The organism is Cupriavidus sp. 22TCCZM01-5 (genome assembly GCF_057798915.1).
This window is the reverse complement of sequence record NZ_JBYOJR010000004.1, coordinates 79,021-104,399: the sequence shown is the minus strand read 5'-3', so window position 1 is coordinate 104,399 and position 25,379 is coordinate 79,021. Positions and strand designations below refer to the sequence as shown.

26 protein-coding genes are annotated in these 25,379 nt (G+C 64.5%); 20 read left to right on the top strand and 6 right to left on the bottom strand.

The window, feature by feature from the left end; genetic code table 11:
• Positions 1–30: 30 nt before the first annotated feature.
• The 4 genes from AC3FNH_RS05510 to AC3FNH_RS05495 form a co-directional block, all read right to left on the bottom strand.
• A complete protein-coding gene (locus AC3FNH_RS05510) occupies positions 31–579 on the bottom strand; it encodes a chemotaxis protein CheW (protein WP_488719323.1) in 549 nt (182 codons plus the stop codon).
• A gap of 36 nt (positions 580–615) precedes the next feature.
• Positions 616–987, bottom strand: a complete 372-nt coding sequence (locus tag AC3FNH_RS05505; RefSeq protein ID WP_011298771.1) for a response regulator — start codon at positions 985–987, stop codon at positions 616–618.
• A gap of 22 nt (positions 988–1,009) precedes the next feature.
• Positions 1,010–1,492 (bottom strand): response regulator, encoded by a 483-nt coding sequence (locus AC3FNH_RS05500; protein ID WP_488719322.1) that lies wholly within the window; start codon positions 1,490–1,492, stop codon positions 1,010–1,012.
• A 338-nt stretch (positions 1,493–1,830) separates the two neighbouring features.
• Positions 1,831–2,001 carry a rubredoxin gene (locus AC3FNH_RS05495; RefSeq protein ID WP_008644874.1) on the bottom strand — a complete coding sequence of 57 codons (171 nt, stop codon included), beginning with the start codon at positions 1,999–2,001 and terminating at the stop codon, positions 1,831–1,833.
• Positions 2,002–2,232: 231 nt separating this feature from the next.
• On the opposite strand from AC3FNH_RS05495, the gene hemL reads away from it, so the two are divergent.
• From hemL to AC3FNH_RS05455, 8 genes are all read left to right on the top strand, one after another.
• Entirely contained in the window at positions 2,233–3,522 is a 1,290-nt protein-coding gene (hemL, locus tag AC3FNH_RS05490; RefSeq protein WP_488719321.1) for a glutamate-1-semialdehyde 2,1-aminomutase, read from the top strand.
• Positions 3,523–3,602: 80 nt separating this feature from the next.
• Complete coding sequence (locus tag AC3FNH_RS05485; protein WP_488719320.1) at positions 3,603–4,229, top strand: LemA family protein; 627 nt, start codon at positions 3,603–3,605, stop codon at positions 4,227–4,229.
• A gap of 16 nt (positions 4,230–4,245) precedes the next feature.
• A complete protein-coding gene (locus AC3FNH_RS05480) occupies positions 4,246–5,112 on the top strand; it encodes a TPM domain-containing protein (protein ID WP_488719319.1) in 867 nt (288 codons plus the stop codon).
• 12 nt (positions 5,113–5,124) lie between these two features.
• Positions 5,125–5,628, top strand: coding sequence for a TPM domain-containing protein (locus AC3FNH_RS05475; protein ID WP_488719318.1), 504 nt, complete (start codon positions 5,125–5,127; stop codon positions 5,626–5,628).
• A 231-nt stretch (positions 5,629–5,859) separates the two neighbouring features.
• A complete protein-coding gene (locus AC3FNH_RS05470; protein ID WP_276099710.1) occupies positions 5,860–6,525 on the top strand; it encodes a methyltransferase family protein in 666 nt (221 codons plus the stop codon).
• 1,385 nt (positions 6,526–7,910) lie between these two features.
• Complete coding sequence (locus AC3FNH_RS05465) at positions 7,911–9,284, top strand: sigma-54 dependent transcriptional regulator (protein WP_488719317.1); 1,374 nt, start codon at positions 7,911–7,913, stop codon at positions 9,282–9,284.
• A 27-nt stretch (positions 9,285–9,311) separates the two neighbouring features.
• Positions 9,312–10,046: a class I SAM-dependent methyltransferase gene (locus tag AC3FNH_RS05460; protein ID WP_488719316.1), complete on the top strand. Its 735-nt coding sequence runs from the start codon at positions 9,312–9,314 to the stop codon at positions 10,044–10,046.
• Positions 10,043–10,432, top strand: a complete 390-nt coding sequence (locus AC3FNH_RS05455) for a GtrA family protein (RefSeq protein WP_488719315.1) — start codon at positions 10,043–10,045, stop codon at positions 10,430–10,432. Before AC3FNH_RS05460 ends, AC3FNH_RS05455 begins: the two co-directional genes overlap by 4 nt.
• Before the next feature lie 31 nt (positions 10,433–10,463).
• Here the strand turns inward: AC3FNH_RS05455 and AC3FNH_RS05450 are convergent, their stop codons facing one another.
• Both AC3FNH_RS05450 and AC3FNH_RS05445 read right to left on the bottom strand, forming a co-directional pair.
• Positions 10,464–11,486: a glycosyltransferase family 2 protein gene (locus tag AC3FNH_RS05450; RefSeq protein ID WP_488719314.1), complete on the bottom strand. Its 1,023-nt coding sequence runs from the start codon at positions 11,484–11,486 to the stop codon at positions 10,464–10,466.
• 82 nt (positions 11,487–11,568) lie between these two features.
• Entirely contained in the window at positions 11,569–12,816 is a 1,248-nt protein-coding gene (locus AC3FNH_RS05445) for a glycosyltransferase family 87 protein (protein WP_488719313.1), read from the bottom strand.
• A gap of 1,008 nt (positions 12,817–13,824) precedes the next feature.
• Here AC3FNH_RS05445 and AC3FNH_RS05440 point away from each other — a divergent pair.
• From AC3FNH_RS05440 to AC3FNH_RS05385, 12 genes are all read left to right on the top strand, one after another.
• Positions 13,825–14,004, top strand: a complete 180-nt coding sequence (locus AC3FNH_RS05440) for a Flp family type IVb pilin (protein WP_276099704.1) — start codon at positions 13,825–13,827, stop codon at positions 14,002–14,004.
• Between the two features lie 164 nt (positions 14,005–14,168).
• The gene (locus tag AC3FNH_RS05435; protein WP_276099703.1) at positions 14,169–14,342 is read left to right on the top strand and encodes a Flp family type IVb pilin; all 174 of its coding nucleotides are present in this window, start codon (positions 14,169–14,171) and stop codon (positions 14,340–14,342) included.
• A 28-nt stretch (positions 14,343–14,370) separates the two neighbouring features.
• Positions 14,371–14,877, top strand: a complete 507-nt coding sequence (locus AC3FNH_RS05430; RefSeq protein WP_488719312.1) for an A24 family peptidase — start codon at positions 14,371–14,373, stop codon at positions 14,875–14,877.
• A 70-nt stretch (positions 14,878–14,947) separates the two neighbouring features.
• A complete protein-coding gene (locus tag AC3FNH_RS05425; protein ID WP_276099701.1) occupies positions 14,948–16,366 on the top strand; it encodes a DUF8689 domain-containing protein in 1,419 nt (472 codons plus the stop codon).
• 40 nt (positions 16,367–16,406) lie between these two features.
• Positions 16,407–17,249, top strand: coding sequence for a Flp pilus assembly protein CpaB (cpaB, locus tag AC3FNH_RS05420; protein ID WP_276099700.1), 843 nt, complete (start codon positions 16,407–16,409; stop codon positions 17,247–17,249).
• Between the two features lie 65 nt (positions 17,250–17,314).
• On the top strand, positions 17,315–19,207 hold the full coding sequence (locus tag AC3FNH_RS05415) for a type II and III secretion system protein family protein (protein ID WP_276099699.1): 1,893 nt from the start codon (positions 17,315–17,317) through the stop codon (positions 19,205–19,207).
• Between the two features lie 32 nt (positions 19,208–19,239).
• Positions 19,240–19,581: a hypothetical protein gene (locus AC3FNH_RS05410; RefSeq protein WP_276099698.1), complete on the top strand. Its 342-nt coding sequence runs from the start codon at positions 19,240–19,242 to the stop codon at positions 19,579–19,581.
• Positions 19,582–19,642: 61 nt separating this feature from the next.
• A complete protein-coding gene (locus AC3FNH_RS05405; RefSeq protein WP_276099697.1) occupies positions 19,643–20,836 on the top strand; it encodes a CpaE/TadZ family protein in 1,194 nt (397 codons plus the stop codon).
• A gap of 52 nt (positions 20,837–20,888) precedes the next feature.
• A complete protein-coding gene (locus tag AC3FNH_RS05400; RefSeq protein ID WP_276099696.1) occupies positions 20,889–22,268 on the top strand; it encodes a TadA family conjugal transfer-associated ATPase in 1,380 nt (459 codons plus the stop codon).
• Positions 22,269–22,313: 45 nt separating this feature from the next.
• A complete protein-coding gene (locus AC3FNH_RS05395) occupies positions 22,314–23,291 on the top strand; it encodes a type II secretion system F family protein (RefSeq protein WP_276099695.1) in 978 nt (325 codons plus the stop codon).
• An 87-nt stretch (positions 23,292–23,378) separates the two neighbouring features.
• Entirely contained in the window at positions 23,379–24,350 is a 972-nt protein-coding gene (locus tag AC3FNH_RS05390) for a type II secretion system F family protein (protein WP_276099694.1), read from the top strand.
• 235 nt (positions 24,351–24,585) lie between these two features.
• Positions 24,586–25,371, top strand: a complete 786-nt coding sequence (locus AC3FNH_RS05385) for a metallophosphoesterase (protein ID WP_488719311.1) — start codon at positions 24,586–24,588, stop codon at positions 25,369–25,371.
• Positions 25,372–25,379: the final 8 nt, after the last annotated feature.

The window sequence follows — 25,379 nt, the reverse complement described above, 5'->3', positions numbered from 1 at the left end:
CGATTCACCGCGCCGGACCATCCGCACCGGCTAGTCCGCCACGCGCCCCGCCTGGAGAAAGGCCGGCGCATCGAGCAGCGCATGCACATCCAGCACCTGCCAGGCGCGGCCGTCGCCATCATCGAGACGCCGGCCTTCCCAGGCGGCGCCGGCCGCCACATCCAGCGCGGGCGCGCGCAGATCCGCCGCGTGGCGCAGGCCGACCACGCGCGTGGCCAGGATGCCGCAGGCCCGCTCGACCTGGCGCGACAGCACCACGATCTTGCTGCCCGGCTGCAGCGGGGTCGGGCCGTCGCCGCAGAACAGGCCGAAATCCACTACGCCAAGCAGGCTGCCGCGCGCATTGACCAGGCCGGCATACCATGGCTGCGTCAGCGGCACGCGGCTCGGATGGCGCATGTCGAGCACCTCGCCGGTCTGCGCGAGCGGCAGCAGCCAGCCGCGCTGGCCAACCTGAAGCGCCAGGTAGCTGTCCGTTGCGGGCACGCTGCGCGCTTCGCGAAGGCGCCTGGCCAGCATGGCCTGATAGTCCTGCAATCGGGTCTGGCGGGTGCGGAGGTCTTGGCGTGGCGCGTTCATGTGGCGTCCCCAGCTTACTGGCGAGAACGGGTGCCGTCAGTGGGACAGCGCCGCAATCTTGGTGAGCAATTCCTTGCTGTCGACCGGCTTGACGATATAGTCGGACGCCCCCTGGCGCATGCCCCAGATGCGGTCGGTGTCCAGTCCCTTGCTGGTGCACATGATGACGGGGATGTCCTTGAAGCGGTCGTCGCGCTTGATGGCACGCGTGGCCTGGTAGCCGTTCTGGCCAGGCATCACCACGTCCATCAGGATCAGGTCGAAGGCCTCGGCCTCGAGGCGCGCGAAGGCCTGGTCGCTGTTGCCTGCGACCGAAACCTTGAAGCCCTGCTTGCCGAGCAGGTCGGACATAAACAGGGCTTCGGTGGGCGAGTCATCGACGATGAGGATCTTGTTGATGGTTGTCATGAGTCAGTTCCTTGAATCCGGGTCATGCCGGCAGCGCGTTGCCGGCCGCCAGGCCGGGCAGGCAGGTCTGGACGGCCTGCAGCAGCGAATCGCGCGTAAACGGCTTGGCAAGGTGATCCTGCGCGCCGACCAGGCGCCCGCGCGAGCGGTCGAACACGCCATCGCGCGAGGACAGCATGACCACGGGAATGGCGTGGAAACGCGGACTTTTCTTGATCAGCGAGCAGGTCTGATAGCCGTCGAGACGCGGCATCAGGATGTCGCAGAAGATGAGGTCGGGGTGCATGTCGCCGACCTTGGCGAGCGCTTCGAAACCGTCCTCGGCAAGCACGACCTCATAGCCTGCCTGCGAAAGGAAGATCTCCGCCGTACGGCGGATGGTGCTGGAATCGTCGATTACCAGCACTCTGCGCGAAGATGCCGGCGCGCACGCCGGCACCTGTTCCGGCTGCGCGCTGGCGCCGGCATTGACCCGATGGTTTTCTAGTGGTTGAGCGACCCGCATATTGTTCCCGCGACCAGCGTCTCCCTGCGGAGCACCGGCAATCTCTTGAGAACACCCGTGCGAAGCAGCCTGGTCTGGCCAGCGGCCCCGACGGAACCCCGATTTAATCTTCCCTACAAAAGGCCGGTCAGATGACCGGCCTGTGGCGGCACGTGGAACCCGCACCTGCCTTTCCGTCCTTTGCCACCCCCGGAGGGCGGGGTGGACGGAGAATCATTTTGCGACAGAGTGTGACAAGACGCCGGAGGGCCGTCAATCCGGAGCACCCGGCACGGCCCGGCGAATTGTCGCGTCGGCGCGACGCGACACCGCGCACGCGACGCCAGCGAGCCGTGGCGTCAGATCGCCACCATCTCGAAATCTTCCTTGCGGGCCCCGCACTCCGGGCACGTCCAGTTGATGGGCACGTCTTCCCATTTGGTGCCCGGGGCAATGCCGTCTTCCGGCGCGCCGGCAGCTTCATCGTAGATCCAGCCGCAGATCAGGCACATCCAAGTCTTGTATTCCATAACAGGCGCTGGTCGCTCTCCATTAAAATTCAGCGCAGATGGTACCGAATCGGCGCCGACGGCGCCAGCCGCTCAGCCAGATCGGGCCAAATCCGCCGTGTTCGCGCACGTTAGCGTACAAATACAGGACAAAAGCCGCGCTGCTCCACGTATGCGCCGCCTTGCCCATCCTTTTGGCGCCAGATCGCGTCCGCTTGAACGCGTTTCCCGAGTTTTAGACCCAGGCAGACCATGTCCCTTAACCAGCAGCTCTTCGACCGCGCCCAGCAAACCATCCCCGGGGGCGTCAATTCGCCCGTGCGGGCCTTCCGCTCGGTGGGCGGCACGCCGCGCTTCATCACGCGAGCCGAAGGCGCCTATATGTGGGATGCCGACGGCCAGCGCTATATCGACTACATCGGTTCCTGGGGCCCGATGATCGTGGGCCACGCCCACCCGGACGTGGTGCGAGCGGTGCAGGAGACCGCCGCGCACAGCTTCTCGTTCGGCGCGCCGACCGAAGCCGAGATCACGATGGCCGAGGAAATCTGCAAGCTGGTGCCGTCCATCGAGCAGGTGCGGCTGGTCTCGTCCGGCACCGAGGCCACCATGAGCGCGCTGCGCCTCGCGCGCGGCTTCACCGGCCGAGACCTGATCATCAAGTTCGAAGGCTGCTACCACGGCCACGCCGACAGCCTGCTGGTCAAGGCCGGCTCGGGCCTGCTGACGTTTGCCGACACCACGCAGAACGCGCCGTCGTCCGCAGGCGTGCCCGCCGACGTGACGCGCCACACCATGGTGCTCGAGTACAACAATGTCGAGCAGCTGGAGCAGGCCTTCGCGAAGCACGCGGGCGAGATCGCCGCCGTCATCGTGGAGCCGGTCGCCGGCAACATGAACCTCGTGCGCGCGAGCGACGCCTTCCTGAAGGCCATGCGCGATCTGTGCACGCGCGACGGCGCCGTGCTGATCTTCGACGAAGTCATGACCGGCTTCCGCGTGGCTCTGGGCGGCGCCCAGGCGCACTACGGCATCACCCCGGACATGACCTGCCTGGGCAAGGTCATTGGCGGCGGCATGCCGGCGGCGGCTTTTGGCGGCCGGCGCGACATCATGGCAAAGCTGGCACCGCTGGGCGGCGTGTACCAGGCCGGCACGCTGTCCGGCAACCCGCTGGCGGTGGCCGCCGGCCTGACCACGCTGCGGCTGATCCAGGCGCCGGGTTTCTACGACAAGCTCGCCGCGCAAACCCGCAAGCTGGCCGACGGCCTCGCCGAAGCCGCCCGCGCCGCCGGCGTGCCATTCGCCGCCGATGCGATCGGCGGCATGTTCGGCATCTACTTCCGCGAGGGCGTGCCGGGCAGCTTTGCCGAAGTCACGAAAAGCGATACCACGCGCTTCAACCGCTTCTTCCACGCGATGCTCGACAACGGCGTGTACCTGGCGCCCTCGGCGTTCGAGGCGGGCTTTGTCTCCGCCTGCCACGATGACACCATCCTGCAGGCCACGCTGGACGCCGCGCGCAAGGCCTTCGCGGCCTGACCGGAGCCCTCCCGGGGTAGCCGCCGGTGGTAACGCGCCGTGCGCTACACTTGAGATTCGTCTCAACCCGGGAGCCCACGATGCGCGCCTCATTGCCCCTGTCCTCGACCTCGAACCGGGCTGCCGGCTGGTTCCGCTGGCTGTTGCTGGCCTGCCTGGCCAGCCTGCTGTCGGCCTGCGGCTACAACGACTTCCAGACCAGGGACGAGGCGGTCAAGGCGGCCTGGGGCGAGGTCGTGAACCAGTACCAGCGGCGCGCCGACCTGATCCCCAACCTGGTCAACACGGTCAAGGGCTACGCCACGCACGAGCGCGAGACGCTCGAGGCCGTGACCAAGGCACGCGCCGCCGCCACCAGCATCCAGGTATCGCCCGAGACCCTGAACAATCCTGAAGCGTTCAAGCGCTTCCAGGAGGCGCAGGGTGAGTTGTCCAGCGCCCTGTCGCGCCTGCTGGCGGTGTCGGAGAACTACCCGCAGCTCAAGGCCGATGCCTCGTTCCGCGACTTGCAATCGCAGCTCGAAGGCACCGAGAACCGCATCACCGTAGCGCGCCAGCGTTACATTGCCGCCGTGCGCGACTACAACGTGCTCGCGCGCAGCTTCCCCACCAACCTCACGGCCATGGTGTTCAAGTACGAGGTCAAGCCTTCCTTTGCGGTGGAGAACGAGAAGGCCATCTCCACGCCCCCTGCCGTGAAGTTCTGACAGCAAGGCACGCATCATGGGCACCCTGACGGACTTGCCCGCCTTCCGCTCCTGGCGCCGCTGGCTGGCCGCCCTGCTCTGGCTGGCCAGCTCGCTGGCGCTGCCGGCCCTGGCGGCCAATGACGGGTTCGTACCGGTGCCGCCCCTGACCCAGCGCGTCACCGACCTGACCAATACCCTTTCCGCCACCCAGCGCACCGCGCTGGAAAACGTGCTGGCCGAGTACGAGCAGCAGCGCGGCAGCCAGATCTTCGTGCTGATGCTGCCGACGACCGAGCCCGAGACCATCGACGCCTACAGCATCCGCGTCGCCGACGCCTGGCGCGCCGGGCGCAAGGGCATCGACGACGGCGTGATCGTCCTGATCGCGAAGGACAATCCGCCCGGCCTGCGCAAGATGCGGCTGGAAGTCGGCCGCGGGGTACAGGGATCGCTCACGGACGCAATGTCCAAGCGCATCCTGCAGGACATCATGGCCCCCCACTTTCGCCAGAACGACTTCTACGGCGGACTGGCGGCCGGCATCTCCGCGATCCAGGCCACCATCGACAAGGAGGGCCTGGCCGGCCCGCAGCCGCGCAAGAGCGCGTCATCGTTCTGGTCGGACTGGCTGCCGGTGCTGTTCCCGCTCGCCATCATCCTGTTCTTCTTCCTGACGGCGGCCACGCGCCGGCGCGGCCCGCAGATCGTCACCTCGCCGCGTGGCCGCGACGTGATCGCCGGCGGGCTGGGCGGACTGGGCGGCTACGGCATGGGCAGCGACTGGGGCCGCCGGGGCGGCTTCGGTGGCGGCGGTGACTTCGGGGGCGGCGACTCGGGCGGCGGCTTCAGCGGTGGAGGCGGCGGCGGCTTCGACGGCGGCGGTGCCTCCGGCAACTGGTAAGGAGAGCGGACCATGCCATCGCTGCGACGCGCGCTGCGCCACCTCGGCACCACCCCCGGCACTGCCCGCCGCCACTTCCCGGCCGAGGCGCAACAGCAACTGCACGATGCCGTCCATGCCGGCGAAGCGCGCCACCGCGGCGAGATCCGGGTGGTCATCGAGTCCAGCCTGCCGCTCGGCCATGCCTGGGGCGGCACCACGGCGCGGGCGCGGGCACGCGCCTTGTTTGGCGCGCTGGAGGTGTGGAATACCGAAGAGCACACCGGCGTGCTGCTTTATATCAACCTGGCCGACCATGCGGTGGAATTGCTGGCCGACCGGGGTATCGATGGGCGCGTGGGGGCGAAGACGTGGCGCGCGGTTTGCGATGAACTGGCAGCAGGGCTGTCCAGGGATTTGTCGGTCAGGCCGGTGCTGAAGTCCGTAGGGCAGATTCATGATCTGCTGGCGGCGCATTTTCCATCCGATGGTGGCCGCAACCCAAATGAGCTGGATGACCGGCCGCTGGTTCTCTAGAGCGGAGCTTCCCCCGCATCCGCTGGTTTCCATTTCGCCCCGCCACGCTGGAAAGACTGCTTCAGCACGTTAGCGCTGCGCGAGTCATCTGTGCAACGCGGCGCCTATTCATGCGCGAAACATACCTTTGCCCGATATGGCGCCGAGCCTGCCCCGACTAAGCTGAGTGCACAAAGACATTCCAGCGATATGAAGTGGGATAACTGAATTCCGCTGGAACGAGGGGAAACCATGTCAGAAAGCCTCGCGCAGAAGGTGCAAGCAAGCGCCGCATCCAAAACAGACCTCCGGGAACTGCTATTGGAGTTGGCGCTAAGAGCTACTACCGCAGTCCTGCTTGCAGCTTTCGCGTATGGAGCGATCCGGCAATGGCTGGCAGACCCGTCGCGAATCACCCTCTTGCTGCTCGTGCTGGCAAGTTGCCTGACGCTCGGCCTGAGCCTGTTTGCCCGGGTCCCAAAGAAGCGGGACTGGAATCCCGTTACTGTGCTCTGCTCGCTGGGTGGCACATATTATTTCCTCGCAATCCAACTGGCGCCTGGCGCGCATCTCGCACCCGAGGCAGTTGGCGCAGGCCTGCAGGTCGCAGGGATTGCCTGGCAGATCTATGCCAAGCTCTCGCTGCGTTTCTCGTTCGGCATCCTGCCGGCAAATCGGGGAATCGTCTCCAGCGGCGCCTACCGCTTCATGCGTCATCCGATCTACCTGAGCTATCTGATCACCGATATCGGCTTCCTGATCACCAATTTCGGACTGCAGAACCTGCTGGTTTATGCGGGGCTGTACTCGCTGCAGGTCATGCGGATCAGTCGCGAAGAACGGCTGTTATCCGAGGATCCCGAATACCGGCGGTATCGCGATAAGGTGCGCTTTCGCGTATTGCCGGGTATCTACTGAGCCATCCGTAGATCACAAGCGGGGCATCGCCCCCCACCACGCCACCGGTTGCGCGGATAGTGCCCGCCAGTAGCCGGCCACAGGTACCAATCCCGCCGCAAGCACCTGCAGAACCAGCAGGAAGCCCACGCCCACCTGGCAGGCAAACTTCGCCAGGTGGCGTTGCCGACGGACTCGGCAACGACGCGCCACGCCGGCGCACGTATCACCCGTGAAATTGTTTTGGGGCCCAATGTTGGCAATACGAATCATTTCTGTTTGTGCCGGCAGAATCAAAGGCTTGGCGCTCTGGCCCGAGCCATTGCCGCCCCCGGAACTGCCGGGTCAAACAGTCTTCCCTCTGGCCTGGGTTTCACGAATGCAACCAGATCGCGCCGTCATGCCAACTACCGTGCAATTTTCGCTCCCCCATCCATAGAGATGAGATATGGATGGACCACTCATGCCACGACTCGTGCAAAGGTCTGTCATCGCACCGCCGGCCCGCGCCACGCCACGACTCACACCTGCCTCAGAGCCCCAATAGTCTTAGGGGTAAAGCCAATAGGCCGTGTAATCACGTCCACTTCTTGTAACGCGAGTGAAACCTGCGAGGCCCTCATCACGCGCAATGCTGGTGCCGCGGCGCCTCAGGTCTTTTGAACGACGCCTTCCCACATTCTGCGGACATTCATGATGGAAATGCCTTTCCAGCCACAGGGTGATGAGTATGAGTGTCGTTTCCATCGTCAGGCGGTTACCCCGGATCGTGACCAACGGCAGCGGCAGTAACAGAAATGGAACATTTTGGCGCTTCCAAATACTCGCGATTCTTATCCGACCCTCGTTTTCTCTTTTACTTTCAATGAGATGTCCGGCTCTGGCACGTTCGTCGCGAATATGTCCACGCGAACATGAAGCCCGGAATTGGGGAAGTCTGACACCGAAGTGCCAACACACTGGCAAACGTTCGATCGAGGTCAGTTTCAGAACGACTCCGCATCCCAGGGCGGGAATCGGGCTGGTGCTGTAGGCGTAGGGCCGCGCCGCAGGGAATGGCTCGCACCGACGCATACCGTTGCGGTCTGGGCCGGGAAGAACAGGTGAGGTCTTCAGGAAACCACGGGCCGCGCCAGCGCGGGCGGCCCGTGCAACCTGGAAAGTCGAAGCCAGCCATGGATGACCATGGCGGCGATGGGGACCGCGAGCACAGCGGGATGCCGGTGCGCCGGCATCACGAGGGTTAATAGCCAGGCCTGCAAGCAGGCGCGGCAAGAACAGAATTCGGGGAATACGCCCGGCCGACGCAACACGCACGCGCGGCCGGAGCGGGCCTGAGGGCCACCGAATCCGGTCCGGCAACCGCCGGCATCGGTTTCGTCAATAAAAAGATCCGGGGAAATCGTATGAGCACTTACGCCAATCGTCCGCTGCTCTACCTGTCGCAGCATCACGACGCCACATTGTGCAGGGCTCTCTCGCAACGCGGCTGGAAGATCAGCTTTGTGTCGAGCCTGCATGACCTCGAAGCGCTCTCGCACAATCCACAGCCCACTGCCGCCCTGCTCGATGTCCACAGCGGCTTCAGCGACATTGAGCTGGAGTCCTTCGAGCCCTGGCTGTCCCATCCGCTGATGAGCTGGATTGGCATCGTCGCCAGCCGCGACGCGCTCAGCGATGCGGCACGCCGCCTGCTCGGCCTCTACTTTGTCGACTACTACACCGCGCCGTTCGAGCTGGCGCAGCTGATGCACTCGCTCGGCCACGCACAAGGCATCGCGCAGATGCGGCCCGCCGCGCAGCGGGCGGCGAACAGCGTGCGTCCGGACGGCATGATCGGCAACTGCACGGCCATGCAGGCGCTGTTTCGCGGCATCGAGAAGGTCTCGCTCTGGGACACGCCCGTGCTGATCTCGGGCGAATCGGGCACGGGCAAGGAACTGGCCGCGCAGGCGATTCACCGCGCCAGCGAACGCGCGCAGAAGCCCTTTGTCGCCGTCAACTGCGCCGCCATCCCGCCCACGCTGCTGATGTCGGAGCTGTTCGGCTATGAGCGAGGTGCGTTCACGGGCGCGGCCAAACGCAAGCTCGGCCGCATCGAAATGGCTCAGGGCGGCACGCTGTTCCTGGACGAAATCGGCGACATGCCGCTGGAAAGCCAGACCAGCCTGCTGCGCTTCCTGGAAACTGGCCGGATCGAACGCCTGGGCGGCACCGAATCGATCGAGGTGGACGTGCGCATCATCTCGGCCACCCATGTCGACCTGGAAGCGGCCATCGCGGCAGAACGGTTCCGCGGCGACCTGTACCACCGCCTGTGCGTGCTGCGCGTGCGCCAGCCACCGTTGCGCGAGCGCGGCAGCGACCTCATGCTGCTCGCCGAGCATGTGCTCGGCGGCGTGCGCAAGCAGTCGCCGAACCACATCCGCGGCTTCTCGCCGACCGCGCTGCGCGCGATCCAGCAGCACAGCTGGCCTGGCAATGTGCGCGAGCTGATCAACCGGATCCGGCATGCGGCGGCGATGTGTGAAGACGGGGTAATCCAGCCGGCAGACCTCGAGCTGGCCACGCCGGCAGAGCAACGGCCGCTGACGCTGGCGGCGATTCGCGAGGCCGCCGAACAGGGCGCGATCGTAGAGGCGCTTCAGCGCAACCATGAGCGCCTGATCGACGTCGCGGCAGAACTCGGGATTTCGCGGGTCACGCTGTTCAGGCTGATGCGGGACTACAAGCTGCAGGTGAAGAAGGGCGATCTCGGCCTGGTATGCGTGCAGGGCTGACCTTACCGACCTCCGAGGAATTGTCCCATGTCTCCTGATGCCTACCTTGAAATGGCCGACACTGAAGCCGGCCACTGGTGGTTCCGCGGGCGGCGCGACATTCTCGCGACCGTCCTCGCCGGCCTGGCACTTCCGGACGACGCGTCCATCCTGGAAATCGGGGCGGGCACCGGCGGCAACCTTGCCATGCTTTCGCAATTCGGCACAGTGAGCGCCGTGGAGATGGATGGCACAGCATTGCAGCTGGCACGCGAAAAGACCGGCGGCATCTATGACATCCGCAGCGGCCGGTGCCCGGACGATATGCCGTTTCCGGAAGGCAGCTTTGACCTGGTTTGCCTGCTGGATTGCCTGGAACACATTGCCGACGATGACGGGGCACTGGACTGTGCGGCGAAGATGCTCAAGCCGGGCGGCGCGGTACTGATCACCGTGCCCGCATACCAATGGCTGTGGAGCCGCCACGATGTCTTCCTGCATCACCAGCGGCGCTACAGCAAGGGATCGCTGCAAGCACTGGTCAGCTGTTGCGGCCTGCACCTGGAGCGCATCACTTACTTCAACACCCTTCTGTCTCCGTTGGCGGTCACCGCTCGACTCAGCGACCGGCTACGCGGCAGCGAGAAAGCAAGCGGTGCCGGTACTCCGCCCCAATCCATCAACAACGCGCTGCACGCACTGTTCAGCACGGAACGCCATTGGCTGGCGCGCGCCTCGCTGCCGTTCGGTATTTCGCTGATGGCCATCGTACGCGCATCGTGAGAGCCGTTGCCGGGACGGACGAGGTCCGTCAGGTCGCACGGTTCCTGGCGGCAGGGGCCGGCTCGACCTGCGTCCATGTCGCCGTCACGGCGACGCTGGTCAGTGCCATGGGGATGGCACCGGTCACGGCGAACAGCGTGGCGTTTGTGTGCGCGACCGGCTGCTCCTATCTTCTCAACACCCTGTGGAGCTTCTCATCCCGGCTGCACCACCGGACGCTGGGCCGCTTTGCCGGCGTATCGCTGCTCGGGCTGGGCCTGACCATGGGCATTTCCTGGACCGCGCAGGTGCTGGGAGCCAGCTACTGGACAGGAATCGCCTGCGTCGTGGTGACGGTGCCAGCCTTCACCTATCTTGCGCATCGGAGCTGGACCTATCGGAAATAGCTCGGCCCCTGCATGGAGGCCGAGCCCGACATCAGCGGCCGTTGCCGGCATGCCCGCGTTCCAGCCGGATGACCCGCCGTCCCGAGGCCCGCAGCCGGTCCTGGCCAAGCTCCTGGTAGCGGCGTCGCACTAGGTAGATGGGCCGCCCCTTCGCTTCGTCATAGATCCGGCCGATATACTCGCCGACCACGCCAAGTCCGATCAGCTGGATACCGCCCAGGAACAGCACGACGGAAAGCAGCGATGCATAGCCGGGAACATCCACCCCGAAGATCAGCGTCCGCGCCACGATGAAGGTGCCGTAAATAAATGCGCTGAAGGCGATCAGCAGCCCGATATAGGTCCAGCTGCGCAGCGGAAGCGTGCTGAAGCTGGTGATGCCCTCGAGAGCAAGGTTCCACAGGCGCCAGCCCGAGAACTTCGAATGGCCTGCGCTGCGCGACTCGCGCTCGTAACGGACGATGGCCGTCTTGTAGCCGACCCAGGCGAACAGGCCTTTCATGAAGCGATGACGCTCCGGCAACTGCTTGAGCGCGTTGACCACCACGCGGTCCATCAGGCGAAAGTCGCCCACGTTCACAGGCAGCTTCAGATCGGACAACTGGTTGTGGATGCGGTAATAGCTGGCCGCCGTCACGCGCTTGAGCCAGGAATCGCACTGGCGGCTGCTCCGTTGCGCCAGCACGACTTCCGCGCCCTCGCGCCAGCGCGCGACAAGCTCGGGGATCAGCGAGGGTGGATCCTGCAGGTCCACGTCCATGGGGATCACGGCGTCGCCGAGGGCTTCGTCGAGTCCGGCGGTCAATGCGGCTTCCTTGCCAAAATTGCGCGTCAGGTCCACTACGCGCACGCGCTCGTCGCGGCAACCATAGGCAAGCAGCTGCTCGAGCGTGTCGTCCGAGCTGCCGTCGTTCACCATCACGATCTCGAAGCGCATCCGGTCGATGGATTCCAGGATCGGCACCACGCAATCGAAGAATTTTGCGATGCTCGCGGACTCGTTGTAGCAAGGCACGACGAGGGAAAGCATTCCGAAATCGTAAGCACCCGACATGATTCTCTCCCCTGCGCGGCGCTGCGCTCGGCAACTACCGCAAGCGAATGCGCTCTTGTGCGCTATATTTTTTTGCCAGGACTTATCGTCCTGGTTCTGGAATGCCTTGTCTGGCCCTGCGGAGAATGGCGGCCATGAGCAGCAACGTCACGACCGGACCGAACTGAGGCACTTCAGCCAGTCGGTTCAGCCCCAGGAAAAATGGCAGAAGCCATGCTGCCGCCAGCAGCTCCCGCTCCCCTGTCATCCATCCGCGCCGCACGCAATCGACGGTCATGCCGGCGATCGCGATGCCGAGCCAGGTCAGCTCATAAAACCAAAGGTAAGGCGTAATGAGAACAGTGGCCGCCGCAACCACCGCGACGCGCAGCGCCATCGGCGTCTGACCTCGCCAGACCTTGACCAGCACGACTATTCCGAAAGCGGCCGAAATCAGCTGCGCAACGTAGGCCGCTGGCACCGAAGCGCCGAAAGTGCGCATCATGGCAAATACGGTTGGGCTGGAAAACCACCCACGTTCTCCCTGCTCCAGCACATGCGCCGCGACAGAACGGCCATCCGCAAGGAATACCGAAAATGGTTGCCAGCCAAATAGCACGATGCTCAGCGCAGCCATCGTCAACGCTGTCGCCGCTGCCACGAAAAAGGGTTTCCATTCCCCGGCAGCAATCATCGCAATGGGAAACATGATTGCCAGCTGAGGCTTTACGCTTAACACGCCGATCAACATGCCGGCCACCACCGGACGACGTCTTAGCTGGATGAGCGACCATGCCGCGATTCCGGCGGTCAGCAAGGCATTCTGGCCGATCATCGCTGCTTCCAGCACACCGGGAAACGCGATCACCGGCAGCCACAACAGGTGGCGCGGCACGTCGTCAAGATCAAGGATCCGGAATAACGCGGTGACATAGATCGCTGCCGTACCGAAAATAAAAAGCACGTAGCTCACGGCGAACGGCAACAGCGACAGCGGCAAGACCAGCAATAAGTAGGTCGGTGGGTAAAGCCAGGGCAGATAGAAATTTCCATCACCCTTGACCGCTCCGAAGGCCATGATCACGGGCTTCAGCGACGCATAGTCATATACCTGCGCCGCACTGTGCTTCAGCACCAGGTACGACGCGCTCCAGAAGACGGAATAGTCGCCGCCAGGACGTACGACTCTGTCCGATGTGAAGCCCTTGCTTTCCCAAGCCCACAAGACCATAAACACCAGATAGACCAACAGCATGGAAAGGCTGTAAAAGCGCACGCGCTCCAGATTCAGCCAATGCCTGGACGCCGGCGCTTCCAGTATTGCCGTCGAGCCATGGTCCATGTTGCTCATTGCTTCCCCTTCCCCTGGTTCTCTCTTGTGCCAATGCGTAATGGCTGACTAACGGCGTACGCCTCGCAAAGCAGAGAGGCACGCAACACGCCGTTATATTCTTGTCAGCACGTGGCAAATAGACAAGCAGTGAAGGACCGCCGGACAGACGCCTACAGGCCCCCGATTTACGTACGTTTCAATCCTGAACGCCTGTCCGCACGCCAGCCCCCACGCGCTTTCTTGTCGAACCGCACGAGACTGCCGGGGATCGAGTCCGGTTCGACAAGCCGGTCGTTTCCAGACTGAAACGCCGATAGCGCGCGCACTGGCTGCCAGGCTCTACGCCCTTGGCACTGCGCAGCGCGACGCGACGCGGATAAGGCCATCCAAAAGGAGTGTGGCGACTCATACTTTTGGCGGCCGTCCGACCGAGATCCCATCATGGTGATTTACACCGCCGCCGCGATCGCGGAAAGAAGCACGATTCTCCTCAGAAACGCTGGCATGGCCGTGGCCGCCAGCCACACGCCCCCCGGATCCCGAGGCGGCTGAAATCCCTTATGGATCAAGCCTTTCAGCAAGGGTGGCCCAGCTTTTGCGATGGAGTCCGTACCCAGCGTGGAACTGCACCGTCCAGCCGGGATGCTTAGAAAAAGGCGCGCTACCCGGTAACGGGAAGAGAAGGCCGATCAGAAACGGGGAACTGAGGTATTCGCAAATGCTGGAAGCACATCAAACCAATGCCCGGCGCATTCGATCCCGCGAAGCTATCGCATCGTGGGCAAAGATCGCCTTTGCATCTGCAGCATGCTTCCACATCTGCAATGCCAGGAACCGTGCGCAACGCGTCATAGACCACTGTTCGCCTGACGCACCAGGCTCCGCTGAGCAAATGCCACAGCGGATTCGGGGCGGCCAGTGGCCGTTTCACGATTGCGCCACCTGCGGCCCGCCATTTGTCCGCCGTCTCCTCAGCTTGTCCATCCCGTAACAGAACAGAAGTGCCCTTAACCGAAGGAGATTGTCATGCAAAAACTCATCGACAACACCAAGCGTTTCTTCGTTGAAGAAGATGGCGTCACCGCCATCGAGTACGGCCTTATCGCCGCACTGATCGCCCTTCTGATCATTGCCGGCGCGAAGCTTGTCGGTCAAAACCTGAGCACGGTCTTCGACAAGATCCAGAGCGCCCTGGTCACGGCCTAAGCGCTTGCAGCGTGCGCGATCGGCGCCCAAAGCCATGAGCTCCGGTCGCGCACCTGATACCAGGGTTGGATTGTAGACAGGGCCTGCGGCGACACTGCCAGGCAATGCAGAGACCCTTGTGGACCGTCGCGAAGCAAACGCGTCGGCGCCACCGGAGAACCGTCATGATCAGTAAGTTTGCAGGCGTGCATGCATTCATTCGGGGCGAAGACGCGGTGACGGCAATCGAGTACGCCCTGATCGCCATGCTCATTGCACTGGTGATCCTCGCCGCGGTCACATCAGTCGGACAAACGGTCCGCGACCTGTTCGACAGGGTCGCCTCATCCATGCCGTGATCGATCAAACCAATGCGGACAAAGAATCATGCCCCTTGAACTCGCACCCCAAGCGCCGTTTGTTGGCCCGAGCGTGATTGCGATCGTGCTGATGGCGGCTGCGTCGGATATCCAGCGGCGCCGCATTCCGAACTGGCTGACGTTCGGTGCATGGTTGCTTGCGTGCGCGGCCAACATCTATGTCCATGGCCTTGGCACTGGAATCCTTGCGTGGACGATGGGCTGGCTGACAGGCTTCGTCCTCCTCCTGCCGTTCTACATGCTGCGCGGCATGGCCGCCGGCGACGTCAAGCTGATGACAGCCGTCGGCGCCTGGCTGGGTTCCGGCATGGCCTTGCGCATTGCACTGCTGACGTTCGTACTGGGCGGCCTCTGGGGCATATCGGTCGCCGTACGGAACGGGAAAGGCGCGCAGCTGTTTCACAACGTGGTCGGCATTGGCAGCACAGGAAGCCCTGCACATTCCGTCGGCTCCCTGCCCTATGGCGTCGCCATCGCCGCTGGCACAGTCATCACGCTTTTCATAAGTACCTGACACCAATAGAGGCTTTCACGCCATACATGCGCGTTAGCGATAACGACATCGAGCTTTCAGGGGGGCGGCAATGAACGAGCATCACGACACGGGCCACACACCAAGGCTTCTCGAGCCCGTCACGGCTATCCGGAGCGCCAATGCCGACCATGGCGCGGCATCGCTTCCGCCCTGGCATGTGCTTCCGCGTACCATCGCCGATACCGGGCTGGAAGTCGCGCAGCTGCTCGGCCTGTTGATGAAGGCCGCGTACCTGCACCGCACCGCGACGCTGTCCACGCTGACCGACACGCTCAAGCTTCCGGCAACAGTGGTCAACGAAGTCGCCACGGTCGCGGTACGCGAACGCTTGCTCGAGATCGCGCATCGTGGCGCCAGCGACCTCGATGTCCGCTTCCGCCTCACCGATGCCGGGTACACGCGCGCCGCCGAGGCTTCCGCGCGCTGCAGCTACAACGGCCCGGCCCCGGTCACGCTCGATGCCTATATCGAAGCCGTCAAGCACCACTCCGTCAGTCACGGCTCCGTCAACAAGGCCGATGTCACCGCGGCCTTCCATGACCTGGTGATCCCGGTCCATCTGCTGGACGCGATCGGCATGGCGCTCAACACTTGCCGCGCGCTGATGATCTACGGCCCCCCCGGCAGCGGCAAGACCTATCTCGCCCAGCGCCTTGGCATGCTGCTGCCGGGCGCAGTGCCGGTGCCGCATGCGATCACCGTGGCAGGCGAAATCATCCAGGTCTTCGACCCCCTGGTGCATGTGCCTTTCAGCGACAGCGAAGCCTCGCTGGCACGCCGGTCGCTGGACCGTCGCTGGGTCTTGTGCCACCGTCCGGTGGTGCTGTCCGGCGGCGAGCTCACGCTGGCCACGCTGGATCTGCGCTACGACCGCATCGCCGGCTTCTATCAGGCGCCACCGCACATGAAAGCCAACAACGGCATCTACATCGTCGATGACCTGGGCCGGCAGCTGGTTGGTGTCGATGACCTCCTCAACCGCTGGATCGTGCCGCTGGACCGCTCCGTCGACATGTTCACGCTGCAGACCGGCGTGCGCTTCTCGGTGCCCTTCGACGTGTGGCCGATCTTCTCCACGAACCTCGAGCCGTCGGCGCTCGGCGACGACGCATTCCTGCGCAGGCTCGGCAGCAAACTGTACGTGGGACCGCTGTCGGTCGATGACTACCGCGAGGTGTACCAGCGCACCGCCGCCGATTTCGGGCTGAGCAGCGCCGACACCGTCTTCAACTTCCTGGTCGACAGCCTGCATTACGAGAGCGACACGCCGCTGCTGGCCTGCCTGCCGCGCGACCTGCTGCGCCTGGTCGCGTCGGGCGTGCGCTATCACGGCCATGCGCCGCAAGTCACTGAAGAGGGACTGGTGGCCGCGTGGCAAGCCTACTACGGGCTGCGGACCTCTGCAGAAGGCATGCCGCCCGCCAGCAGTCACCATCGTTGGTCCATGGACCAGCGCGCGGCGAGTTGAACGGAAATAGCACACACGGAACTTCCAGGGGAGAGTCATCATGAAAAACACTCGCGCAATCCTGATGCTGCTGATTGCCCTGCTCGCCGGTGTGGCGGCCGTGGTATCGGCGTCGCGATGGCTGATGGAGCAATCGTCCAGTTCGGTCAAGCAAGTGGTGGTTGCCGCCAACGACCTGAACCTCGGACAGCCGCTGAACGGCAGCCAGCTGCGCCTGGTCAACTGGCCCTCGGCCAGCGTGCCGCCCGGTGCGTTCGAAGACCTGAAGCTGCTGGAGGGCCGCGTGGTCCGCACCAGCCTGCAGCGTGGCGAGCCGGTGCTCGATGCCAAGCTGGCGCCGGTCGGCACCAAGGGCGGACTGTCCGCCGTCATCAACGACGGCAAGCGGGCCATCACGGTGCGCGTCAACGATGTGGTGGGCGTGGCCGGCTTCGCGCTGCCGGGCAACTTCGTCGACGTGATCGTCAATACCAACGAGGAAGCCAAGAGCACGCAGAACGGCAGCATCTCGAAGATCGTGCTCGAGAAGATCCTCGTGCTGGCTGTGGCACAGCAAGTCAGCCGTGACGACACCCAACCCAAGGTCGTCAATGCGGTGACGCTGGAAGTCACGCCGGAACAGGCCGAGAAACTGGACGTGGCGCGCAGCGTGGGCACCCTGTCGCTAGTCCTGCGCAACCAGATGGACGTGGCCGACATCAACACCGGTGGCGCCACCAAGGGCACCCTGCTTGGCAAGGCGCCGGAAGCGCCCCAGGTCAAGGTGGTGACGCAGACGCAGACGCGCACGGTGGTCAGGACCCGCACGGTGGCGGCACAGCCACACGCAGGCAACTGCGTCGGCGTGCTGGCAGGCATCCAGGGCGGCGTCGAGTGCTTCTGATCTCGTAGCGCACGGCATAGACGAATTTTGAGCTGCAACACAGCTTCTCCGGGGGGAGATTCAAAATGAACCAAAAACGATCCGAAGCCGCCAGCGGCACCCGCGTCCTGGTGCTGGCTGCCATCCTCTGCACACCGTTGGCCGCTGCCGCGCAGGTCGCCGTCGAAGCCGGCAACCTCACCAAGGCCACCGCGCCAGCGGCCGCCAAGGCGCCCCAGGCACCGATGCAGATGACCATCAGCATGACGCCCGCCGGCACCGCGCCCGTCGCGTCGGCCGCGCCGGTGCCCGCCGCCGATGCCCGCGGTCCTAATTGCACCGGCCCGGTCCGCCAGGAGTCGAGCGTGATTGTCCCGGTCGGCAAGTCGCAGCTGATCACGTTGCAGGAGCCGGTCAAGAACCGCACGCTGGGCAACCCGAACGTGGTTCAGGCCACGATGGTGTCGGCACAGACGCTCTATGTACTCGGCCGTGCGGTGGGAACCACCAACATGATCGTGCAGGGCCGCAGCGGCAGCTGCAGCATCATCAACGTCGTGGTCAACGCGGACGCCGGCGGACTGCAGACATCGCTCGGCCAGCTCCTGCCGGGAGAACCCGGCATTCGCGTGATGACCGCCGCGGACAATCTTGTCCTGACCGGCAGTGTCACCAATGCCCAGTCGGCCCTGCAGGCGATGGACATTGCGCAGGCCTATGCCAATGCGGCGCAGGCTGGCAGTGGTGGCGGTGACGGCGGCAAGAAAGGCGGCGTGCTCAACATGCTGTCGGTCGACACGCCACAACAGGTCATGCTGGAAGTGAAGGTGGCGGAGGTCTCTAAGACCTTGCTGAACCAGCTCGGCTCGTCAGTGAACCTGCAGGGCGGTTTCGGCTCCTGGACCGGCGGCCTGGTGACCTCGTTGCTGACCGGCGCCTCGGCGGCGATCTTTGGCAGCAAGGCCAACAACAAGCCATTCCAGTTCGCCATTGACGCGCAGAAGAACGACAGCCTGGTCAAGATCCTGGCCGAGCCGAACCTCGTCACCATCAGCGGCCAGGAAGCGAGCTTCCTCGCCGGCGGCAAGATCTACATCCCGGTGGCGCAGGCCAATGTGCTGAACGGTGCGGGCACGGTCACGCTGCAGGAAGAGGAGTTTGGTGTGGGCCTGAAGTTCACCCCCACGGTACTCGCCAACGGCCGCATCCACCTGAAAGTGGCGCCGGAAGTCTCGGAACTGTCGCCGACCGGCGCGACCGTCAGCGGCAGCAGCCTGTCGGGACAGACGGTGCTTCCGCTCATCACCACGCGCCGCGCTTCCACCACCGTGCAGATGCGTGATGGCGAAAGCTTCGCGATCGGCGGCCTGCTGCAGGACAGCGCGCGCGGTTCGCTGAAGGCGCTCCCCGGCGCCGGCGAAGTGCCCGTGCTGGGCACGCTGTTTCGTAGCACGCAGTACCAGCAGGACCTGACCGAACTCGTGTTCATCATCACGCCGCGCCTGGTCAAGCCGATGCAGAACAACAACTATCCGCTGCCCACCGACAGCTTCACCACGCCCGATCCGTTCTCGCTGTACTTCATGGGCAATATGGAGGGCCACCGCAATACGCCGCCCGCGCCGGCACCGGCCCCGTCGCAGCAGGCACCGGCCGCAGCGCCCGCGCCGGCACCGTCGGCCCCGCGCAGCGAAGCCGCCCCGGCCACGTCGGTCTCGGCCATGCCGGAAGGCCGCCCGCTGGAGGAGCCGTCCAGGGCCGCGGTCCCGGCCGCTGCAACGCCCGCGGCGCCGGTCCCGAAGGCTCCCGCGGCGCCGCAGCCGGCGGCCGCCGCACCCAAGGCACCCGAGGCACGCATTCGCAGCGTGGCGGCGTTGCCGCCGCCGGAAGACTCCGCAGCGCGTATCGCTCGCATCGAAGCCACCGCCGCGCGCCTGGCACAGGCGCGGACCGCCGGCACCGCATCGGGCAGCAACTAAGCCGCCGCGCCACAGCAAACCGGAGAACGACCATGAACAAGATCTCGAAGCTTTCGCGCGGCGCGGCCGCCCTGGTGCTGGGCACCTTGTCCTGCCTGGGACTGTCCGGCTGTATGACCACCACCCCGGTGTGGGACGGCCAGCGCGGCGTGGCGCTCGCCACGGTCAACCAGATGCAGATCATCAACCCCGATGCGCCGGCCGGCCTGCCGACGGTCACCGGTACCGATGGCAAGACCGCGGTAGCCGCGATGCGCAACTTCGACCGCTCGCTGGTCCGGATGCAGCCGACGGGCGGTGCGCCCGGCGGTTTTTCGATCGACTTCGGCTCGAGCGGCTACGGTGGTGTAGGCATGGGCGGCAGCAGCCGCTGAACACCGCGGCTATCGCAACACCCGCTCCAGGCTAACCAGAACCGAGATTCGCGAGGACACCATGCTGAAGATCCTGATCGCATCCGAAGACACCGAACGGCTCGCCGAAATCAACCGGCTCTGCGCCGCAGTCGGCAACTTCCGGGCCATGTCGCTTCAGGAAGGCCTGGCCCGCTTCCCGCTACATGCCGGGCGCCTGCGCATGGCCGACCTGCTGATCGTGGAGCTGCCTGACCTGGGCCCTGCGCAGATGCTGTCCATCGAGGCATTGCGCCAGCAACACGCCGACCTGCCCTGCATCCTGGTGACGCAGGCGCCGGGCCCCGACGTCCTGATCAAGGCAATGCGCGCCGGCATTCGCGATGTCCTGTCGTGGCCACTGGACAAGGCGCAGCTTGCCGATGCCATCAAGCGTGTCGAGGCGACCTTTGTTCCACGCGCCCATGAGGCCGCCCAGGTGATCTCGGTGATCTCGTGCAAAGGCGGCGTGGGCACGAGTTTCGTCACCGCGAATCTCGGCGACACGATCGCGCGGCAATACGGCAAGCGCGTGCTGGTCGTGGACCTGAACCGGCACTTCGGCGATCTCGTCCACATTGTCAGCGACAAGACGCCGCCGTCCACGCTGCCCGACATCTGCGGCCAAGCCGACCGCATGGACGCCGCGCTTCTGGATGCCAGCCTGGTCCACGTGGATAACGGATTCGACCTGCTGGCCGGCGCGGCCGATCCGGTCCAGGCGACGCATATCCAGAAGGAAAAGCTCGAGTGGATCCTGTCTGTGGCGCAGCCTAACTATGACTTCATCCTGGTCGACATGGGCCAGAACATCGACCCGCTGTCGATCAGCGTACTGGACCAGAGCGAGCGCATCTATGTCGTGACGGAGCCGGCCGTGGCGTGCGGTCGCCCGGGCCGCCGCATGCTCGACATCCTGCGCGCCCTGCACTACCCGGCCAGTAAGATCCAGCTCGTGCTCAATCGCATGGGCCGCAAGAGCGACGTGCCGCGCGCGACCATGGAAGAGATCTTCGGTATGAAGGTGGCAGTGGTCCTGCCGGACGACCCGTCCGCAGTGGATGAATCCGTGAGCCACGGCGAGCCGGTGGGCAAGCTGAGCCGGCGCAGCCCCATCACGCGGGCACTGCAGGCCATGGCCGCGCAACTGGCCGCGCCGCCCGAGAACGGCCGCCACAGCAAGGCGGATGCCGTATCGCCACTGCGTCGCCTGATGTTGCGCACCAAGAGCACCTGATGATGGCCTGGCTGGCCTGCGCTGAACCCTATTCAAAGTGAAGGAGCCCATCATGTCGATCCGTGAACAGCTTGCCGGCGCCGCGCCTGCATTCACGACCAATGGCCATGCCGCGATCCAGTTCACCACGGCAGCACCCGCCCGCACCACCGCGTCAGCGGGCTACCATGCCCTCAAGCGCGACGTGCACGAAACCGTGCTGGACCGCGTGGAACTGGAGCGCCTGGCGCGCTTTCCGCAAGAACAGGTGAAGCAGGAGATCGCCACGCTGGTCAACCTGATCATCGACGAACAACGGGTGCTGCTCAACGACAACGAGCGGCGCCAGCTGACGATCGAGATCTATGACGAGATGTTCGGCTTCGGTCCGCTCGAGCCACTGCTGAAAGACCCAACGGTCTCCGACATCCTCGTCAATACCGGACGCCAGACCTACGTGGAACGGCGCGGCAAGCTGGAACTGACGGACGTGGTGTTCTACGACGACGCGCACCTGATGAAGGTGATCGAGAAGATCGTTTCGCGCGTGGGCCGCCGCATCGACGAAACCAGCCCGATGGTCGATGCGCGCCTGCCCGACGGCTCGCGCGTTAACGCCATCATTCCGCCTTCCGCCATCGACGGGCCCCTGCTTTCGATTCGCCGCTTTTCCGTCAATCCGCTTCAGGTGTCGGACCTCGTCGAACTGCGCAGCCTGACACCGCCGATGGCGCAGATGCTGCAGGCCTTGTCAAAGGCCAAGGTCAATGTGCTGGTATCGGGCGGCACCGGCAGCGGCAAGACCACGCTGCTGAACATCCTGTCCGGCTTCATCCCCGAGGATGAGCGCGTGATCACCATCGAGGACGCCGCCGAACTGCAACTGCGCCAGCCTCATGTGCTGCGGCTCGAAACGCGCCCGCCCAACATCGAAGGCAAGGGCGAGATCACGCAGCGCGCGCTGGTGCGCAACGCGCTGCGGATGCGCCCGGACCGCATCATCCTGGGCGAGGTGCGCGGCGGCGAGGCCCTCGACATGCTCAACGCCATGAACACCGGCCATGAAGGATCGCTGACCACCATCCATGCCAACACGCCGCGCGATGCCCTGACGCGCCTGGAAAACATGGTCAGCATGGCCGGGCTGACCATGCCGGCCAAGGCCATGCGGCAACAGATCGCCTCGGCCATCACGGTGATCGTCCAGGCCGCGCGCCTGACCGATGGGCGACGCAAGATCATCAGCATCTCGGAAATCACCGGCATGGAAGGCGACATCATCAACATGCAGGAAATCTTTACCTTCCAGCGCACCGGCGTCGACAAGGATGGCACTGTCCGCGGTCACTTCCGCGCCACGGGGGTGTACCCCAAGTTCGCCGAACGTCTGCGCGTATTCGGCGTGGGGCTGCCCGACGAAACCTACGATCCGTCCAAGCGACATGAAGTCTGAGTCAGCGACCGGATATCACAGCGAAAACGCTACGCGGAGACACTCATGAGCATGATCTTCTATGCCTTCGGCATCCTGCTGTTCGTGGCCGTGGTGCTCTGTGTCGAGGGTATCTTCATCTGGTGGAACAGTACGCACGGCGCCGCGGCCAAGCGTATCGAGGCCCGGCTTCGCGCGCTCTCCGCCGGCGGCCAGGTTGGCGCAGAGCAGTTATCGATCCTGAAAAAACGGCTGCTCGCCGATTCGCCGCAGATCCAGCGATGGCTGATGACCTTGCCGCGCGTCGGCGCGCTTGATCGCTGGCTGGAACAGTCGGGCAGTTCGTGGTCGGTGGCCCAGTTGCTGGGCTATTGCGCGACGGTGGCACTGTGCACTGTGGCACTGATCCCGGTATCGCCGCTAGCCATGCCGATCATGCTGATCGCCGCCGCCGTCGCCGCGGTGATGCCGATCCTTCATGTCTCTCGCCAGCGCGCCAAGCGGATCAGGCAGTTGGAGGCCCAGTTGCCGGATGCCGTCGACATGATCGCCCGCGCCTTACGCGCCGGACATTCATTCAGCGGGGCGCTCGGCATGGTTGGCCAGGAAATGAAGGCGCCGATCGGGCCCGAGTTCCGTACCACCTTCGAGGAAATCAACTATGGCGTGGCGCTCGACGAAGCCATGACCAATCTCGCCATACGCGTGCCGGTCGGCGATCTGCGCTACTTCGTCATCGCGGTCCTGATCCAGCGCGAGAGCGGCGGCAACCTGGCGGAGATCCTCGACACCATTGGCAACATGGTGCGCGAGCGCCTCAAGCTGTTCGCCAAGATCCGCGTGCTCTCGGCAGAGGGGCGCATGTCTGCGTGGGTGCTCGGCCTGCTCCCGTTCGCGACCGCCGGAATGATCCTGGTCATCAACCCGGGCTTCATGAAGGTACTGTGGGACGACCCGATCGGTTTGCAGTTGATCGGGGGCGCTCTGCTAATGATGACATTGGGCGTACTGTGGATGCGCAAGATCATTCGCATACGGGTGTAATGCCATCGTGCCGGCAGGCAGCAGAACACATACATCGTAGTGCTACGACACACACGGCTTGGGCAGTCAGCCTGACGGGGGTCCATCATGCAAGGCATCTTTCAAGGGGTCCAGGCCCAGCAGCTTATCGTGCTCGGGTTGATCTTTGTGGCGGCATTCGGCACGGTGTTCGGCGTGCTCTATGCGTTCTCGCCAAACCGCATGCGCGGCCGTGCCGAGCAGGTTGCCGGCCACGCCGGCCAGGCGGAGGGCGGCACCGGATGGCTGCAGGCATGGCTCGGCAAGCTGGTGCGATGGACCCAGCCTGTCTCGCGCCTGTCGCTGCCAAAGGAAGGATGGGAAGGTTCGCAACTGCGGGTGCGATTCATGAACGCCGGGTGGCGCAGCGCGGGCGCCGCTCCGTTGTACTTCACCGCCAAGACGGTGCTGGCTGTCGTGCTGCCGATGGCCGGCCTGGTCGCCGCGACGGGCGAAGCCGAGCTCCAGCAGCAACACACCATACTCGCTTTGCTGACGGTGCTTGCCGCCATCGGCTATTACCTGCCGAACTTCGTACTGGCGCGCAAGGTGGCCAACCGCCAGCGCACGATCTTCGAAGAGTTTCCCGATGTGATCGATCTGCTGACGGTATGCGTCGAAGCCGGTCTTGGTCTGGACGCGGCGCTGATGCGCGTGGCCGACGAACTGGCGCTGCGCTGCCCTGTCCTGGCGGACGAACTGCAGCTGATGCTGCTGGAGCTGCGCTCGGGCTTCTCCAAGGAGAAGGCCCTGTCCAACCTCTCGCTGCGCACAGGTGTGGAAGACGTCGACAAGTTCGCCTCGATGCTGATCCAGGCCGATCGTTTCGGTACCAGCCTGGGCGACTCGTTACGCGTACTGTCGGACATGCTGCGCACCAAGCGCCGCATGCGCGCGGAAGAAATGGCGGCGAAGATTGCGCTGAAACTGCTGTTTCCGCTGATCTTCACGATCTTCCCTTCGCTGCTCCTGGTACTGCTGGGACCGGCATTCATCCAGATCTATCGGGTCCTGTTGCCGACCATGTCCGGACAGGGCTGAGCGCGTTTCCGGGTAGCCGCACACGGTTCCCCCGGCTGTCTCCCCGGTGCAACGCCGGCAAGACAGTCTTTGCCCGGACCTAGCGCCGGGCTTTTTCGCCTGCTGCGCAACCGCTATGCGGCACCGCGCCGACACGGCACGACACGGGACTTGACCGGATCGCCGGCCTTCTTAAGAATTCAAGCACCGCCGCCCTGCCACGGCGTGCAGTCCGAATGAATTCGCGGGAGTCCCAATGAAACTACGTATCCTGAGCGACCTGCATATCGAGCACGCCATGCCGCAATCGGTACCGGCCTGCGAGGCAGATATCGTGATACTCGCTGGCGACATCGCCAATGGCCGCAACGGCATCGACTGGGCCGCGGACACCTTCGAACAGCCTGTCATTTACGTTCCGGGCAACCACGAATACTACGATGGCAATTTCGACGCCGTGGACGCGCAGATGGCGGACGCCGCAGCCGCCTATCCCGCCATGCATCTGCTCAACGGCGCTGTGGCAGAGTTCAGCGCGGCCAACGGGCGCGTACGCGTTCTCGGGGCAACCTGGTGGACCGACTACAACCTGTTCGGCACCGATCGGCGCGAGGCGTCGATGCAGGCCTGTTCCGCGGCGATGCTCGACCACCGGCTGATCGAACTCAAGGGCAATGACGGACATCTGCGGCACTTTCGACCGGAAGATGCACTGGCACGCCATGAGGCCGCGTCAGCATGGCTGGCCGAGCAACTGGCCCGGCCGTTCGACGGCAAGACCGTCGTCGTGACCCACCATGGCCCTGACCTCGGCAGCCTCGATCCGCGCTATTCGCACGACCTGGTATCCGGCGGATTCCTGTCACGCCGGCCCGACCTGGTGGCACAGGCCGACCTGTGGATCCACGGCCATACGCACACCAGCTTCGACTATTGCATCGACGACTCGCGCGTGGTGTGCAATCCGCGCGGGTATGTCAGTCGGCGTACGGGCGAGCTCGAGAATTCACGGTTCGACTGGTGCTGCGTCGTCGAAATCTGACCCTGACT